The organism is Aureibaculum luteum, assembly GCF_003449015.1.
Taxonomy (GTDB): domain Bacteria; phylum Bacteroidota; class Bacteroidia; order Flavobacteriales; family Flavobacteriaceae; genus Aureibaculum; species Aureibaculum luteum.
In genome coordinates this window covers 277,130-293,118 of sequence record NZ_QRGD01000008.1, presented here as the reverse complement: position 1 = coordinate 293,118, position 15,989 = coordinate 277,130, and the positions used below count along the sequence as shown (strand labels likewise).

The 15,989-nt window shown below is 31.2% G+C and carries 16 protein-coding genes; 9 read left to right on the top strand and 7 right to left on the bottom strand.

All coding sequences use genetic code 11. From position 1 onward, the window contains the following. Positions 1–324: 324 nt before the first annotated feature. The 7 genes from D3P13_RS21970 to D3P13_RS17890 all read right to left on the bottom strand — a co-directional run bounded on the left by D3P13_RS21970 (position 325) and on the right by D3P13_RS17890 (position 5,459). Positions 325–501 (bottom strand): hypothetical protein, encoded by a 177-nt coding sequence (locus D3P13_RS21970; protein ID WP_157972961.1) that lies wholly within the window; start codon positions 499–501, stop codon positions 325–327. A gap of 680 nt (positions 502–1,181) precedes the next feature. After that, complete coding sequence (locus D3P13_RS17915) at positions 1,182–1,829, bottom strand: class I SAM-dependent methyltransferase (protein ID WP_198680061.1); 648 nt, start codon at positions 1,827–1,829, stop codon at positions 1,182–1,184. A 315-nt stretch (positions 1,830–2,144) separates the two neighbouring features. After that, the gene (locus D3P13_RS17910) at positions 2,145–3,593 is read right to left on the bottom strand and encodes an acyltransferase (RefSeq protein WP_117884246.1); all 1,449 of its coding nucleotides are present in this window, start codon (positions 3,591–3,593) and stop codon (positions 2,145–2,147) included. A gap of 92 nt (positions 3,594–3,685) precedes the next feature. Continuing rightward, positions 3,686–3,847: a hypothetical protein gene (locus D3P13_RS17905; RefSeq protein ID WP_157972960.1), complete on the bottom strand. Its 162-nt coding sequence runs from the start codon at positions 3,845–3,847 to the stop codon at positions 3,686–3,688. A gap of 60 nt (positions 3,848–3,907) precedes the next feature. Beyond that, positions 3,908–4,147, bottom strand: a complete 240-nt coding sequence (locus D3P13_RS17900) for a helix-turn-helix transcriptional regulator (protein WP_117884244.1) — start codon at positions 4,145–4,147, stop codon at positions 3,908–3,910. 1 nt (position 4,148) lies between these two features. Beyond that, positions 4,149–4,604, bottom strand: coding sequence for a hypothetical protein (locus D3P13_RS17895; RefSeq protein WP_117884243.1), 456 nt, complete (start codon positions 4,602–4,604; stop codon positions 4,149–4,151). A 480-nt stretch (positions 4,605–5,084) separates the two neighbouring features. Next, complete coding sequence (locus D3P13_RS17890; protein ID WP_117884242.1) at positions 5,085–5,459, bottom strand: YchJ family protein; 375 nt, start codon at positions 5,457–5,459, stop codon at positions 5,085–5,087. Between the two features lie 137 nt (positions 5,460–5,596). On the opposite strand from D3P13_RS17890, the gene D3P13_RS17885 reads away from it, so the two are divergent. The 9 genes from D3P13_RS17885 to D3P13_RS17845 all read left to right on the top strand — a co-directional run bounded on the left by D3P13_RS17885 (position 5,597) and on the right by D3P13_RS17845 (position 15,950). Continuing rightward, positions 5,597–6,559, top strand: a complete 963-nt coding sequence (locus D3P13_RS17885) for an endonuclease/exonuclease/phosphatase family protein (protein WP_117884241.1) — start codon at positions 5,597–5,599, stop codon at positions 6,557–6,559. 252 nt (positions 6,560–6,811) lie between these two features. Further along, positions 6,812–7,627: an RNA polymerase sigma factor gene (locus D3P13_RS17880; protein ID WP_117884240.1), complete on the top strand. Its 816-nt coding sequence runs from the start codon at positions 6,812–6,814 to the stop codon at positions 7,625–7,627. A 46-nt stretch (positions 7,628–7,673) separates the two neighbouring features. Then, the gene (locus D3P13_RS17875) at positions 7,674–8,075 is read left to right on the top strand and encodes a hypothetical protein (protein WP_117884239.1); all 402 of its coding nucleotides are present in this window, start codon (positions 7,674–7,676) and stop codon (positions 8,073–8,075) included. A 1-nt stretch (position 8,076) separates the two neighbouring features. Continuing rightward, positions 8,077–8,745, top strand: a complete 669-nt coding sequence (locus D3P13_RS17870; RefSeq protein ID WP_157972959.1) for a DUF2461 domain-containing protein — start codon at positions 8,077–8,079, stop codon at positions 8,743–8,745. A 2-nt stretch (positions 8,746–8,747) separates the two neighbouring features. Next, positions 8,748–9,122: a TfoX/Sxy family protein gene (locus D3P13_RS17865; protein WP_117884237.1), complete on the top strand. Its 375-nt coding sequence runs from the start codon at positions 8,748–8,750 to the stop codon at positions 9,120–9,122. Between the two features lie 496 nt (positions 9,123–9,618). After that, on the top strand, positions 9,619–11,397 hold the full coding sequence (locus tag D3P13_RS17860) for a serine hydrolase (protein ID WP_117884236.1): 1,779 nt from the start codon (positions 9,619–9,621) through the stop codon (positions 11,395–11,397). A 118-nt stretch (positions 11,398–11,515) separates the two neighbouring features. Beyond that, entirely contained in the window at positions 11,516–13,006 is a 1,491-nt protein-coding gene (locus tag D3P13_RS17855) for an alpha/beta hydrolase family protein (protein WP_117884235.1), read from the top strand. A gap of 62 nt (positions 13,007–13,068) precedes the next feature. Beyond that, positions 13,069–13,923, top strand: coding sequence for an energy transducer TonB (locus D3P13_RS17850; protein ID WP_117884234.1), 855 nt, complete (start codon positions 13,069–13,071; stop codon positions 13,921–13,923). A gap of 263 nt (positions 13,924–14,186) precedes the next feature. Then, entirely contained in the window at positions 14,187–15,950 is a 1,764-nt protein-coding gene (locus tag D3P13_RS17845) for a serine hydrolase (protein WP_117884233.1), read from the top strand. Positions 15,951–15,989 lie beyond the last annotated feature (39 nt).

The window sequence follows — 15,989 nt, the reverse complement described above, 5'->3', positions numbered from 1 at the left end:
AACAGTTTTTCTTGATATTTTTTTTTGCCTTGCATAATACAAGATACTAAAAATCACTAACTTGTGCAACAGGCACACCGTATATAAAAAATTGCTACAAAGTGTTTAATCCATTGGCTTTTTCATATATTTATGGTCTGGGTTAATCCGAAAGATTCGTGCTTATCTACCCGCAACTAATCTTATACGAGACCGTCAGACTGTCTAATAACCTAATTTAATAACTTTGATATTCGGGTAGGTGTCTATAAAAAAATTGAAATACGCGATTCTCAACGATTGGGATTTAGTTATTAGACAGACTGCCGTTCTAAACAATAAAAATTAGGCGTAAGTCTGTCTAATTAAATTACTGCATAAATAACGTTCTTTACAGGCGGTACATTTAAATGGTTTCACACCTTCAATTGGCTGGTATATAACTTTTTTCTTTGTGCATATTTCACACTTTTGGTATAATAATGTAACACCTACCCAACCAGAACCTTTTGTACCTGCCATAATTTTTATAGTTAAGAACACCGTGTATATTTAAGCGTTCGGTTAATTTATTTAGTTTTTTATTAATCCTGTCTTTTGTGCTTTCTGATTGTGTATCTAATTTAATGAATTACAAACTTAAGCCGTATAAAATTTATTGCTAGTTCTAGCCTACCTACGAATCCCGAAGCGTCGGGACTCGCAGATTTTCTATTCGGTTTCTATTTGATAAATTACGTGCATAATCACGCAACAACCCATATACAAACACGATGGAACACATTCAGCAAAAGCTGACCAAAATTGCTTCAAGGCATATTTATTAAGTACAGCTCTCGCAGCCTAATTAGGGAAAATGCGAGTCATCAGTAACTAAAAGCAATTTGGTTTAGCAGGTCGTTGTGGGTAATTGACCAACATATAATAAACTAAGAATTTATTAATCAAAACAAGTAATGATTCATAAGTTCAACAATCACCAGTAAGTTTTTCGGTTCTAAGGTTCAAGGATTAATGATACAATCTGTTCAATAGCTTCTTAACTAATATCCAAATATGAATCCATTTTGTGTTGAGCATTTAAAGGGATATATAATAATATAAAGAATAATGTTAAACGCATAAAATTGTATTTTAAATTAAATAAATTCTAGTCGTTTAAGCCAAAGTGCCATACTATGGCGGACGGTATGAAACTTTTATTATTTCTTTGCTACAACAAAATAACTAGATGCCCCTTTATATAACTTTTCAGTGTTTATTGTCTTAAAACCTCCATTAACCAATAAATCATCTAACTCGGAGCTTTTAAGTCTTCTAATAGGAATTGGGATTACTCCAATTTTGCATAATATCCGAACAAGCTGAATCTGAATATTAACTAAAAATGCCATTTTATCCCGTAAACAAGGTGTTACAGAAATAAATAACCCCTCAGGTTTTAACAATTCATATATCTTTTGCAAAACTACCTGGGGATCAGCCACTGTGTGCAACATATTGAAAGCCAAAATCACGTCAAACGATTCCTTTTTGTACCTTTTATCAAAAATATCCGTTTGCGAGAAATTTATATTTTTAACTTTACTAGCGATTGCTTTCCGTTTTGCAATTTCAATCATCTTAGATGATATATCAATAGCATGAATCTCTTTCACCTTGTTAGCAATTTCATGGGATGTAGTACCTGTTCCACATCCATAATCCATGACAATATTACTGCTGTTGAGATACTTTTTAGTGAGCTCTCGAGACTTACTATGAATATATTCAAATCGTTCCTCTGTCTTGTCATAGTTTTCTGAAGCTTTATCCCAGAACACTACCGATTTACTTATTTTCTTCATCATTCTTAATTATACTTTCTAGTTTAACAACTTTTAAAAGTGGAGATTTTTTCGTTTTCATTTCAATCATTAATCCGCAAAGCTTCACATGCAAACCCCTTACTTAGAATTAATTGAATGACATTTTTATCTATTAAGATAAAAGAAACAACACAAAATACATTGTCCACATCTTCCGTATCTACCGATCATTTTGAAATGCACGGATGCGAGCTGAAATAGGGTGCTATCCATTTAATTAAATGAGGAGAACCTAGGTTTGTTTTAAATACTAATACATTCATATTCGATTACATTATCTTTCGCTTTTTGAATTTGTCAAAACTCAGCAATCACATTGGAAATTTGATCTGGAATACTGACTTTGATGTTTTTCGAAACATTTGTCGAAAAAGTCACTTCATTAGTTGTCAAAAACGTGTGCTGAAAATGGGAATAATTCATGATAGGCATAAATGGATGACCCAATAAAAGAGCCTTACTTCTTGGCAAACCATATGTAATATTTTCCGTATCGAAGCCCAACCAAGTGTTGATTGTTAAGAAATTATCATTGCATTTACCCAATAACATAGCTAACATCGGACTTATGATTTCCTTTTTAAATTGTCTGACACCTTCAAACACATAAAAGTTGTCGTAGACTTTTTGATCTTTCAATGTTTCACGGATAGCGGAATGAATTGATTCAATTGTTTTGAATAGATCGTGAGGATAGATTGGAACCTCATAAATTTCAACGCCAGAAGCTCCATTTCCAATATAGTAATCTTCAAATACTATATTCCCTTTATCTGATTTCATTCTTGAACGTATATCAACAATCAAATTGAACCCAATCACTTTATCTTCTTGATAAATTGACATATACACCAAAGCCAACATCACTTCAAAACCAGAACACCATCTAAAATCGTTGTTATAAGACTTTTTGATTTTATCAATTTCTTGCTGGTTTAATCGAAACTTGACTTCCCTAAACCAAATCCCAGCACCCCAGAGTAGACCGTTAACAACCATTTTTGCCAAATAAAATCCAAGGTTCGGATTGTACGCATTCACCTTTTCGGACAATTTCTTATCTGAGTTTATTTTATCAAATATTTGCTTATTATTCAGAGTGTGTGAAAAAGAAAGTTTATTATTAACGTCTGTGTACTTTTTTTTCAATTTTTCTGTATCTTGTATACATGCACACGTTTCTGACAATAATTTAAGAAAGATATTAGCTGAGTATGTATCAAAAACAGTGTGGTCCATGTAAAAAACGATAGAGAATTCTCCATAATTGACATAGTGATGAATAGTCACCAAAAGAATTGGGATATTCAACTTTTTTATTTTAGAAAAAGGATTATGTGCAATAAAACCAGGAAATTGCTTCCGAAGAATTTTTGAAAATCTTCTCTTGTCGTTAAATAGAACACTTGGCGGCTTTTCGTATATTTTTTCATCTTCAAAGAATTGATACATCATGCCATCATTATTGGTTTGGGAAATTGAGTATCCAGGGATTGACGTGGATTCAGTATCGTCCTCCCATCTTGATGAAACGAACTGGAATTTAGAGTTATCCACTAAAAACTGTAGAGAATCCTTGAGAGAGCTCAGGAAGTCTCTCATTTCTTTACTATTTTCAATCTTGAATACCCATTGAAAAGGAGAATGAGCCCTGGAATTGTTAGTATCTAAAGCACATGTCTTTTTCTCAACCATAAACGCATTATTTCGTCTACTGATATAAGCCTCTTCCACTTTCTTCATCATTTTTATAACTTTTTATTTATCAAAAAATTAAAATGCCAACACGAGTCTAATCACTTTTAAAAGTGGAGGCTTTTTCGTTTTTATTTCAATCATTAGTCTGGCAAAGCTTCACATACAAAACTCTTACTTAGCATTAATTGAATGATATCGTTCTCTATTAAGTTTAAAGAAACAACACGAAGCACATTGTCCACATCTTCGGTATCTACCGACCACTCCGAAATGCATGGATGCAAATTAAATAAGGGTGCCATCCATTTAATTAAAGGAGGGGAACTAAGGTTTGTTTTAAACACCAATACATTCATATTTGTTTACTTTTTCTTTTTGAATTGGTCATTTAAAGGATCATATTTAAATACGTCATCCAGAGAAACATCAAATACATTGGCAATTCTAAAGGCTAGTTGTAGCGTAGGAGAATATTTTCCGCTTTCGATAGCTGCCACCGTCTGTCGAGTAACCCCCACTTCATCTCCCAACTGCTGTTGAGTCATTTCACCTTTTAAAAAACGTAACATTCTTATCTTATTTTGAATATGGTCTTTGCTCATGTTAAACTCCTTTTTTATAAAAATAGATTTTCCAAACGTCACTCATCAGAGTTGACAAAAAACCAAAAATCAAAATGGTTATAAACATATATTGGACTGAATAACCCATAGAGGCAGGAATCATTGAAACCATAAATCCAAATATTGCAATCCAATGACTGTAACGATCTGATTTCATTTCTATAAGCTTATCGCGTTCATCCATAAACTCTAAATCTTCTTCATCCATATTTCTATTCTTTACTTTTTTGAAAATTGCAAACAAAATGAACAAGATGATTTTTGCAACAACCATTAACACTGTCAATTTTAATATGAAAATTCCCCAAAATTGAATATCCAAAACCTTTGACAGAGTAACATCACCTTGAATTCCAAAAACATAAAATAGATATCCCCCCATTAATAAAATGGTTGTAACGAAATTAAAAACTGCTTTTTGTACTGCTATTGCCATTGTAGATGTTTTTTTAATTTAACTATATTAACTTGATGTATAATTAATATTACACAAAGTTAAATATAATTAACTTAATGTTAAAATATATTAACATTTAAATTTCCTAATATTAACGATAGAAGTATTAACAAGATAGTTATAGATGTGTTGAAAATAAAGGTGTAATAGCTCAAACTCCTTTGATTACTACTCTTTTCATCTATAAAATTAATAAAGGCTTGAGGTGCCTTCTCCTGTCTCAACAAAATTTTTTAAGCTTTTCGTTGAAAACATTTCCTAAGCTAAGGCGTAAATTTCAATGCAATTCAAATCGAATATTAAGAAGAACTGAGTTATAATTCTTAATTATCCATTCTTCCACATTTTAAAGTTTCATAAAACGAACGTTATATAAGACAATCAAGTATCATTTAATTTTACTCTAACAAAATATATAATTAAGATGGTTTTAGGAATTAACTAGAAATTTCTAAATTATTAAGTTTTACTTAGAGCATCCTTATATACCCAATGATTATTTTCTTTTACAAAAAAAGATTTTTCATGTATAAAATTTAAGTTTCCTTTTTCTAAAAAAAAGGCTTTAAACTCAACAGTATTCACTGTTGAGTTTAAAATGTCTAGCTTTATCCATTCCACAGAGTTAGTCCAAGCTAATATCTCTTTTTTTTCAAACTTAGAAGGTTTAGTTGAACTATGATGACTTTCTTGTAGATATTCAATATGAGCTAAAACAAATGCACTATATCTAGAACGCATTAAAATTTCTGCTGTGGTTACAGAATGTATATCCTGATGTGCTTTTTTGCAACATTCATCATAACGTTTAGAAGGATTACAAGGACATTTCATTTTTTTTAGTAGTTTTGATGTTCTCCAAATAGTTTGTAGAGATTAAAGGTATTTTTAAATGCATAAAAATAGAAAACTATTTCTAGTACAGGCTTCTGTTTTGGCATTTAAATAGAAATAATTATTAAATTTATGGCATGCCAATAATAACAGACACACCACCAGATATTGTTCAAGAGAATCTTGAATTATTACGTAATGATCTTAATGAAAAGATTCCGTCAAAGAAGTTAGATGAAAATTTACTAATTGCAACCTGGAATATAAGAGCATTTGGAAATTTGACTAGAAAATGGGATTCTGATAAAGATGACTCACCAAAAAGAGATTTACATTCTATACTTTGCATATGCGAAATAATTAAAAGGTTTGACGTCATAGCTATTCAAGAAGTAAAATCAAATATACGAGCTTTAAGAGACACTTTAAAAGTGCTTGGTAGTAACTGGTCTTTAATTCTCACCGATGTCAGTAAAGGAAGCTCTGGTAACGGAGAAAGAATGGCGTACCTCTTTGACACAAGAAGAGTTCAGCTTTCCGGATTAGCAGGAGAACTAGTTGTTCCCAATGAATGGACAAAGGGGCTTAAAAAGGATGTATTACAAGAACAATTTGTTCGAACACCTTATGCAGTTAGCTTTAAATCTAATCATCAAACTTTCATATTAGTAACACTTCACATTAAATATGGAAAAAAATCTAGCGAAAGAATTAGCGAGTTGAAAGGAGTAGCAAAGTGGCTATCTGATTGGGCCGGTGATATAAATGCCTATCATCAAAATTTAATAACTTTAGGTGATTTTAATATTGATGAGCGAGGTGATTTATTAGACAAGACTTTTTTATCTGAAGGGTTATTCGTTCCGGAACAATTACAAAGTAAAGACACTACGAGGTCCATATTCAATGAAACAAAATACTATGATCAAATTGCCTGGTTTAACAACAATAAAAAAGTCCCTAATCTTTCACTTAAATTTGAAAAGGGCGGCAATTATGATTTTGTAGATGTTGCATTAAAAAATCGAAAACTAGAAAAACTAAGTTTGTCATGGCTAATTTCAGACCATTACCCACTTTGGGCTGAGTTTAAATTATAGTAACTATAGTTTAAGACATATTAAAATTCAGTTGAAGATTTCAACATTTCATTTAGAAAGTACTCAGGATGTTGGTCATGAGATTCATCATATTAACATTATCAAGGATAGGTATATTTAAATTAAGGTTTATGAATAAAACTTCAAATAAACGATAAATTACAGGCAACAATATTTCTTATATTTGTAGATATATATATTGGATAAACAAATCATATATATCCACTTACTTACGGTGTTTAAAACTTATAATTGAAAGAACAATACGAAATAGAATTTATATCCTTTAAAGACAAACTATCCTCTTTTATTTTCAGACTTGTTACTAATCGACAAGATACTGAGGATATTGTTCATGAAACATACCTTAAAACATTTGAAAAATTAGATACATTTCAAAAAAAATCTTCATTTAAAACTTGGGTTTTTACAATTGCATTAAATAGCTCAAAAAACCATTTAGAAAAACAAAAAAGATGGAAGGAAAACGCCCAAGATTACGGTGCAAGCCTGCATTCAAAATCTCATACTCATTTCGAAAATTTTAAAAACGTTTTTCAATCTTCACCTGAAAAAGAGTATGAAATAAAAGAACATATCAATTATTGTTTTAACTGTATAAATAAAACATTACTATTAAAACAGCAAGTTTGTCTGTTGCTGAAAGATGTGTATCATTTTAAAGTTTCGGAAATAATGCAAATCACAAATTTCACAGAAGGAATAGTAAAACATTCATTAGCAGATGCAAGAAAAAATATGATTCGCATTTTTGATGATAGATGTGCTTTTGTAAGTAAAAAGGGAGTTTGCCATCAATGTACCGCATTGACAGGTGCTTTGAACCCTAAACAAAATGCTCATATCAAAGCCCAAGAATTAAAAATTGTGCAAGAGGGAAACTCAATAAATAAGGAATATTTACTTGACTTGCGACTAGAATTAGTGGGTGGAATAGACCCTTTGAATTCTGAAAATACAATCATCAACAGTTATATGCTCGAAAACTGTGAAAATTGGGTAGAAGAAGGAATTGAAAAAAAAGTACTCGAATCTCGTCCGAAATGATCTTCTGATTTGTCTAAAGCATATAACTAAAATAGATTTAGACAAAATGAAGCAATTTTTTAAAACATTTGTAGCCTATTTCATTATTACATTTGTATGGGCAACATTTTACAATGAAGTATTATTTGATAATGCTTTAAATTCAATGGCTGTAGGATGGCGAGATACGCCGCTTTTTCAATTTGGCTTTTTAACAATGATTATTCAGTCTATTGCAATTTACATACTGTATTCAAAATTTTATGAAGGCAAAAATCCTTTTAAGGAAAGTTTTACATTAATATTTTTAGTTGGTGTATTTGATATTTGCTATGCTTCATTTATTGAGCCAGCAACTTTTGAAGTTAATCCAGTTTGGAAATTTGTCTTAATAAAACTATTCTATTCAATCGTACATTTTTCATTAGTTGGTTTGGCTATGGTTTATGTATTTAAAACTAAAAAATAATATGCAATATTTCACAAAAGAATATATCGATTTTTTCAAAGATTTATCGAACAACAACAATAAAGAATGGTTTCACGACAATAAAAAACGCTATGAAAACAGCGTAAAAAAACCGTTTTTAAACTTTGTTATTGCTCTAATTGAAGAAGTAAGTAAAATTGATAAAGAAATAAATCTAGATGCTAAAAAATGTATAAGTCGTATAAATAGAGATATTCGGTTTGCAAAAGATAAAACGCCTTATAATTTGCATCTTAATGCTCATATTACAAAAGGGGACCCGAAAAATAATCCTTATCCAATAATTGCTATTCGCTTTGGTGGATTTGAAACTGGCATAATGAGTGGTCATTTTATGCCAAGTAAAGAAAGATTGCTTAGTATTCGTAATCAAATAAAAGCTAATCCTAAGATTTTCAGTAAATTATACTCGGATAAAAGATTTGTCAAAAGTTTTGGTAAAATTGAAGGAGAAGCAAATAAAAGAATCCCTATTGAATTTCATGAAATTTTTGAAACAGAACCTTTGGTCGCAAATAAACAGTTTTATTTTATGTCGGAGCAAAAACCAGATTTCATTACTAATTCTAATTTAATCTCAACAATTATGGAACATTGGGAAGCTGCTAAACCTTTGAATGAGTTTATAACCAAAGAAATAAAACAATAAATATGGCGTATGATGAATTTTTAGCGGACAGAGTACGACAAGCCTTAAAGGAGAAGAAAACCTCTTTTGAAGAAAAGAAAATGATGGGAGGTCTATGTTTTATGGTAGATGACAAAATGTGCATTGGAGTGGATATCGACAAAAATACAGGGTTTTCAAGACTCATGGCAAGAATTGGAGATGCTGAATACCAACAAGCCTTACAAAAAAATGGTTGTTCCGAATTTAACATAACGGGAAGAGCAATGAAAGGTTTTGTTTTTGTTTCTACTGACGGTATTGATATGCAAGATGACTTAGAATATTGGGTTCAATTATGCTTAAATTTCAACCCATTGGCAAAATCAAGTAAGAAGAAACCTTCTTCCAAGACATAACTCAAATACAACTTTCAATAATTAACATTTCAAAAGTCCCAAAAAACGAACCTTTTTTGGGACAATGAAATTTTATTTTTAACTTGCCTTCCAAGAGTCTAAATAAACGATTCAATTTATTAAAAATGATAAATTTAATTTTACTTATAATATTAGCACTATTGACCGAGATCATGTCTTACCTTACATAGGTATTCAAAATATAGTATCTTAAGAAGAACTGAGTTAAAAATCTATTTAAATTTCCAAAAGTTTCATAAAACGTCCGTTTAAAGCGTCAGTTCTATTATAAGAATACATTAATTTGACAGCAAATACATGAGATAGATAATCATTGATTAATTTTTTAATACTGTTACAATTATCAAAAAAACAACTAGCTTTAAGAAAGGCCACAACCTAAAATCCTTTAAAACCAACAAATGACAGATAGATGACACTAATATGTCGTTATTAAAACAAGCATAAAGCTATACATTTGTGCCAAATTAAATTTATGGAAACACGGTCAATCGGAAAAAATCTAATCTATCAAAGAAAGTTAAAAGGATATACACAAGAAGAATTATCAGAAAAAACACAAGTTACTATTCGAACTATTCAACGTATAGAAAAAGGCGATGTTAATCCCCATCTTCAAACTGTAAAATTATTGGCTACTGCCTTAAATATAGAGGTTGAAGATTTATTGATATTAGAAAACCCCAACGAAGAAACGTTACTAAAAAAATGGTTGATCCTATTACACGGGACACCTTTTCTTGGTTTTATAATACCATTGGCCAATATACTCTTCCCATTATTTCTTTGGATTCACAAAAGGGAGGACAATAAAGTCTATGACATTCACGGTGTCAAGATTATTAATTTTCAAATCACAATGACAATCCTCTATCTACTTTCAATTGTGGCATTGTTGACAATTGAAAAATGGGGCTTTTTACTTTTTATATCTGTAATACCTTTTAGCGTTGTTGTTATGCTTTTTAATATTATAAAATCACTTAACTCACACAAGTGTTATTACCCCCTATCAATCCCGTTTATAAGTAATAAAAAAAGAAATCTATCAATAAAAATGATAGCTGTTGTGTCAGTAGTAATGATATGCTTTACAAGTTGTTCTGACAGGGCTAATCAGAATATTATCCGTTTAGATGGCTCGTCAATAACAAAAAATGAATTAGATTCCCGCATCAAAACCCTTGTTGATACAGCCGATGTAACAGGATTTACGGTTACCATATTTAACCAAGACTCTGTTGCTTATCAAAAAGCATTTGGCTATTCAAACTTTACAAAAAAAGATAGTCTAAAAATTAACCAAGTGTTTTATGGAGCTTCTTTAAGTAAAGCTGTTTTTGGCTATATAGTAGCACAACTTGCCAACGAAGACATTATTGACCTTGATAAGCCCCTACAAGACTATTTGGATGTTCCCATTCCCGAAATGTATTTTGAAAAAGAATGGAGAGGCTATAAAAATCTAACTGATGATGAAAGGTATAAAGAAATAACGGCAAGAATGTGCTTGTCGCACACGACGGGCTTTCCTAATTGGAGATGGATTAGCAGAACAGGTCAATTTGACCGAGAAGGTAAAATCCAATTTTACTTTGACCCAGGAACAGACTATAGTTATTCCGGAGAAGGAATTGTATTGCTACAAAAAGTAATTGAGAAAATTACTGGAAAAGGACTGGAGCAATTGGCAAAAGAACGGGTCTTTGACCCTTTAGATATGACTATGACAAGCTATGTATGGCAAGAACGCTTTGATAACAACTATTGCTCTGGACATACAACAACGCAAACAGTAATTGATAAAAAAACTGAAGATGAGGCAGGAGCTGCTGGTTCTATGGAAACAACACCTGTAGATTATTCAAAATTCCTAACGAAAATAATCCAATTGAGTTCACATAATTCAGATATTACCAAACTGATGTTTGCACCCAATATTCGGATTGATTCAAAGCAACAATTTGGCCCAGAGTCACTTGAAAATACAAATGCAAATGATAGCATAGATTTGAATTATGGTCTGGGTTGGGGTATTTTAAAATCGCCCTATGGAAAAGGGTATTTCAAAGAAGGCCACGCAGAAGGCTTTCAGCACTATTCCATTCTATTTCCAGAAAAACGTATTGGGATGCTCTTAATGTCGAATAGTGATAATGCAGAAGATATTTTTAAGGAAGTTCTGGAATTCGGCATTGGCGATATTTACACACCTTGGTATTGGGAAGGCTATATTCCCTATGATATGAAATAATAAAACACTTACATTTAAGTGCTAAAAATAGACGCAAACCATTTATAAAATTTGTTCTTAATCTTAGTGTAACGAATAGAAAAACAAATAGTCTTTAAAGATAACAAATCAACCAACTATGAAAATAAAACACTTACTTCTATTACTTTTAGTGACAATCCAAAGTTGTAAATCACAAAAAAGCATAGATGTAGCATCTACTAAGAGTACTTTTCTACAAGAACAGATAGAAATAGGAACACCTATTTGGAACTATTTACGCTCAAATCCATACACACTAAATTCGTTAAATGAAACTGATTTTACTCATAAAATTGATTCCTTAAAAAGTATTTATGAGGCACAGTTGAATACATACAGAGGGAAACTTGATAAAACCACATTTAATGATGAAACCTTGTCAATTAATTATGCCTTTGACAAATTCATTCTCGAATATCCCCAAAATCACGAAAACTTTACAGGAGAAAAAATAGCTTTATCAAAAAAAAACCAATATCGGTTAAGCGAAAATCTTAAAAAGTTCAACGATATAAATTTACTTTCCAATGAGGCATTAACAGATTATGTAGCATCCTATATTTCAATTGAATCTAACAAGAAATTGAAAAATGGTACGTATGACAAACTGGATAATCAGCAACTGGCTGCCGATTGGAATACTATTGAAACAACATTTACAAATCAAGATGTAAATGATTTTTGGAAACAAAAATATTTGTACAATCACATAGACAACTTGGGGATTAAGAACATTGACAAGTTCTACACAGGTTTTATTACGTCTTGCAAAACACAAGAATATACTTCCAAGATACGCAGCATCTATGATTTAAGTAAAAAAGCGAGAGCTTCCCATCCTATTGAGATTTATAAAAAAGTTGATGGTTTTGAATTGGAAATGCACCTTTTCTTACCAGACACATCTGTTTTTAAAGGAAATAGACCCACCATCGTTTACTTTCACGGAGGAAGTTGGTCGGAAGGAAAACCTGATTGGTTTTTTGAAACCGCGAAAGAATATGCCAAACTAGGTTGGGTTGCTACGGCGGTAGAATATAGAATAAAAGGAAGACAAGGCACGTATCCATTTGAAGCTGTTAAAGATGCCAAATCTGCCATACGATGGCTACGGGAAAATTCAAAAAACTATAACATTGACCCGAACAAAATTGTGGCAATAGGAAATTCGGCAGGTGGCCATTTATCCATAGCTACAACCTTGGTCGACCATTGGAATGAAAAAACGGATGATACTACTATAAGTCCCATACCGAACGTAGTCATTGTAAATTCTGCCGTCTATGATGTAACGTCCAATAGTAATAAATGGATTACAGAATATGATGAGAATAAGGATTTAGTAAAAGAAATATCCCCAAATAACCTTATTAAAAAAACTGTAACAAAGTTTCTCTTAATCCACGGGGAGCAAGACAGAAATTGTCCTTACAGTACAACTGTTTATTTTTATGAGAAAATGAAGTCTTTAGGAAATAATGTAGAGTTACATTCAATAAAAGAGGGTTCACATTGGATTTGGTATGACAAAAACTCTAAAGAGGTAGCGCGAATAACTAGAGAATATATCGAAAAATTAGACTATTAATAAAAACAATTCGGTACAAACTGTGTATGGTATAATAGTTTACTAACGAAAAATTAAAACACATGAAAAGCATAAAAGCAACTATTGTTCTTCCTTTATTGTTGTTTATTGCTTGTGCCGTACAAGATAATGCTAGATTAGTTGAATTGGCAAAAAATGATCAATCTGATAGAAAAGAATACAATGCAGAAATAGAGAAGAATGATGCAGAAAGATTGCGCGAAGTAACTAAAATTATACAGAATGGTAAATTAAGAACATCAAATGATTTTTTTAATGCAGCTATAGTCTTACAACATGGCAGTCAACCATCAGATTATAAAAAAGCTAATGAACTGGCTAGAAAAGCCGTGGAAATAGATGCCAATAACCGTGTTGCACAAATTCTCATTGCACAATCCATGGATAGGTATTTATTAAGTATTAACAAGCCTCAAATTTATGGGACACAAAGAAAAGAAATTGGGGAATTAGAATATTTACGAGACATTGATACCACACAAATTTCTGATGAAGAAAGAAAAAAATTAGGAGTACAAACATTAAAGGAAAATCTGGATTATTTTAATTTAATGCATCACAAACAAGAATCTAATATTTTAAATTATATACCTTCCGACTCACTTATTAGAGTTTATTTCCCAGAGAAAAGAGCAGACTTAATAGGAACATTTGAGGAATTATTGTCTAAAATTGAGTATCCTAAAGCTGCATTAGAAAATAATATTTCAGGAAAAGTTTTGGTTCAATATACAATAACAGCAGAAGGAAACACCAAAAACATTATGGTGATTGAAGGCATTGGTTATGGTTGTGATGAAGAAGCTAAAAGAATTATTCAAGAAGCCAAGTTCAAGAATTTCTTAAATCAGGACACAGAGCGTAGAACCAGAATACCCTTTGAAATACAAAACTAATCCCACACATAATTCATTACTGTGGACTTTTCCAATTTCAAGATCTTGTGATAATCCAATGTTGTTCTTTTGCGAAATTCATCGCTACATCGTAGCAACGAATCTCTACAAAAAACCGTTGTAAATAATTACCAGATCAAGTAACCAGGTCATATATATTGATTTAAGCATCTTATAATCAATAAATGACAGATAGGTGACACCAATATGTCGTTATAAAGTACAGATTTCACCAATAACTTTGCAGTAGATAAAATATAATCATGGAAACACAATCAATTGCAAAAAACTTGGTGTATCAAAGAAAGTTAAAAGGTTATACTCAAGAAGAATTATCAGAAAAAACACAAGTTACTATTCGTACCATTCAACGTATCGAAAAAGGTGATGTTAACCCACATCTTCAAACTGTAAAATTATTGGCTACTGCCTTAAATATAGAGGTTGAAGATTTATTGATATTAGAAAACCCTAATGAAGAAACCTTACTAAAAAAATGGTTAATCCTATTACATGGCACACCTTTTCTTGGTTTTATAATACCATTGGCTAATATACTCTTGCCATTGTTTCTTTGGATTCATAAAAGGGAGGATAATAAAGTCTATGATAATCACGGAATCAAGATTATCAATTTTCAAATTACAATGACAATCGGTTATCTATTTTCAATTGTAGCATTGTTAACAATTGAAAAATGGGGCTTTTTACTTTTTATATCCTTAATACCGTTTAGTGTAATTGTTATGATTTTTAACATCATAAAATCACTAAACTCTCACAAGTGTTATTACCCTTTGTCCATTCCGTTTATAAGCAATAAAAAAAGAAACCTATCAACAAAAATGATGGCTGTTGGGTTAATAGGAATGATGTGCTTTACGAGTTGTTCTGATAAGCCTAATCAGAATATTACCCGTTTAGACGGAACAAAAATATCCAAAGATTCTTTAACAGCAAAAATTAATCTATTGATGGAAAACGCAAATGTACAAGGTATGGCTGTGTCGGTTTTCAATGAAAATAAAACGGTATATCACAGAAATTTTGGATATCAAGATTTTGAAAAAAAAATAAAATTAAATGACTCAACCAACATTTATGGAGCTTCTTTTAGTAAAGCTGCTTTTTCGGTATTGGTAATGAAGTTGGTAGAAGAAGGTGTTATTGATTTAGACACGCCTTTGAAGTCTTATTTGCCAAAAAAAATATATGAATATAAGCCAGAAACAAAATGGCATGATGATTATTCTGCTTTAAAAAATGATAGTTTATACCATAAAATAACAGCACGAATGTGCTTAAATCACACTACAGGCTTCGCAAACTCTAGGTGGATGGAATCCGATTACCAACTACGCGTAAATAGAGAACCAGGGACTCGATATGGGTATTCAGGCGAAGGGTTTATTTATTTACAAGTCGTTTTAGAAAAATTATTAGGAAAAAACTTGGAAGAACTCGCACAAGAAATAATTTTTAAACCTTTAAAAATGAATCGTTCCAGTTATAAATGGTTACCTAAATTCGAAGAAAGCTTTGCATACGGACATAATACATTGGGAGAAAAATATGTAAAAGATAAGGACAATGAACCCAGAGCTGGTGGTACTTTAGAAACAACGTCCGAAGACTATACTAAATTTTTAGAAGCTGTACTACAACATAAAATTATTTCAAAAACATCAAGGGATAAAATATTCAGACCTCAAATTAGAATTCGTTCTATAAAACAATTTGGTCCATTGGCTCTTAAAGACTCTACCCTAAATGACAATATTCAATTAAGCTATGGATTAGGTTGGGGAACTTTACGCACACCATATGGAATCGGAGTATTTAAAGAAGGTCATGGCAATGGTTTTCAGCATTATTCGATACTCTTTCCACAAGCTAAAAAAGGAATTATGATTATGACGAATAGTGATAATGGAGAAAGTGTTTTTAAAGAATTATTAAAATTCGCAATAAAAGACACCTATACGCCATCGGAATGGGAAAATTATATTCCCTATAAAAAAGAATAAAAATTACTGTTTAGCCAATAATTTAAAACAGCCAAATTA

Excerpts from the sequence above, each read along its gene's own strand:
- D3P13_RS17910 (WP_117884246.1), bottom strand. The coding sequence starts at position 3,593 with ATGATGAAGAAAGTGGAAGAGGCTTATATCAGTAGACGAAATAATGCG.
- D3P13_RS17850 (WP_117884234.1), top strand. The coding sequence starts at position 13,069 with ATGAAAAGCATAAAAGCAACTATTGTTCTTCCTTTATTGTTGTTTATT.
- D3P13_RS17865 (WP_117884237.1), top strand. The coding sequence starts at position 8,748 with ATGGCGTATGATGAATTTTTAGCGGACAGAGTACGACAAGCCTTAAAG.
- D3P13_RS17855 (WP_117884235.1), top strand. The coding sequence starts at position 11,516 with ATGAAAATAAAACACTTACTTCTATTACTTTTAGTGACAATCCAAAGT.
- D3P13_RS17890 (WP_117884242.1), bottom strand. The coding sequence starts at position 5,459 with ATGAAATGTCCTTGTAATCCTTCTAAACGTTATGATGAATGTTGCAAA.
- D3P13_RS17895 (WP_117884243.1), bottom strand. The coding sequence starts at position 4,604 with ATGGCAATAGCAGTACAAAAAGCAGTTTTTAATTTCGTTACAACCATT.
- D3P13_RS17900 (WP_117884244.1), bottom strand. The coding sequence starts at position 4,147 with ATGAGCAAAGACCATATTCAAAATAAGATAAGAATGTTACGTTTTTTA.
- D3P13_RS17870 (WP_157972959.1), top strand. The coding sequence starts at position 8,077 with ATGCAATATTTCACAAAAGAATATATCGATTTTTTCAAAGATTTATCG.
- D3P13_RS17845 (WP_117884233.1), top strand. The coding sequence starts at position 14,187 with ATGGAAACACAATCAATTGCAAAAAACTTGGTGTATCAAAGAAAGTTA.
- D3P13_RS17875 (WP_117884239.1), top strand. The coding sequence starts at position 7,674 with ATGAAGCAATTTTTTAAAACATTTGTAGCCTATTTCATTATTACATTT.
- D3P13_RS17915 (WP_198680061.1), bottom strand. The coding sequence starts at position 1,829 with ATGATGAAGAAAATAAGTAAATCGGTAGTGTTCTGGGATAAAGCTTCA.
- D3P13_RS17860 (WP_117884236.1), top strand. The coding sequence starts at position 9,619 with ATGGAAACACGGTCAATCGGAAAAAATCTAATCTATCAAAGAAAGTTA.
- D3P13_RS17885 (WP_117884241.1), top strand. The coding sequence starts at position 5,597 with ATGCCAATAATAACAGACACACCACCAGATATTGTTCAAGAGAATCTT.
- D3P13_RS21970 (WP_157972961.1), bottom strand. The coding sequence starts at position 501 with ATGGCAGGTACAAAAGGTTCTGGTTGGGTAGGTGTTACATTATTATAC.
- D3P13_RS17905 (WP_157972960.1), bottom strand. The coding sequence starts at position 3,847 with ATGGCACCCTTATTTAATTTGCATCCATGCATTTCGGAGTGGTCGGTA.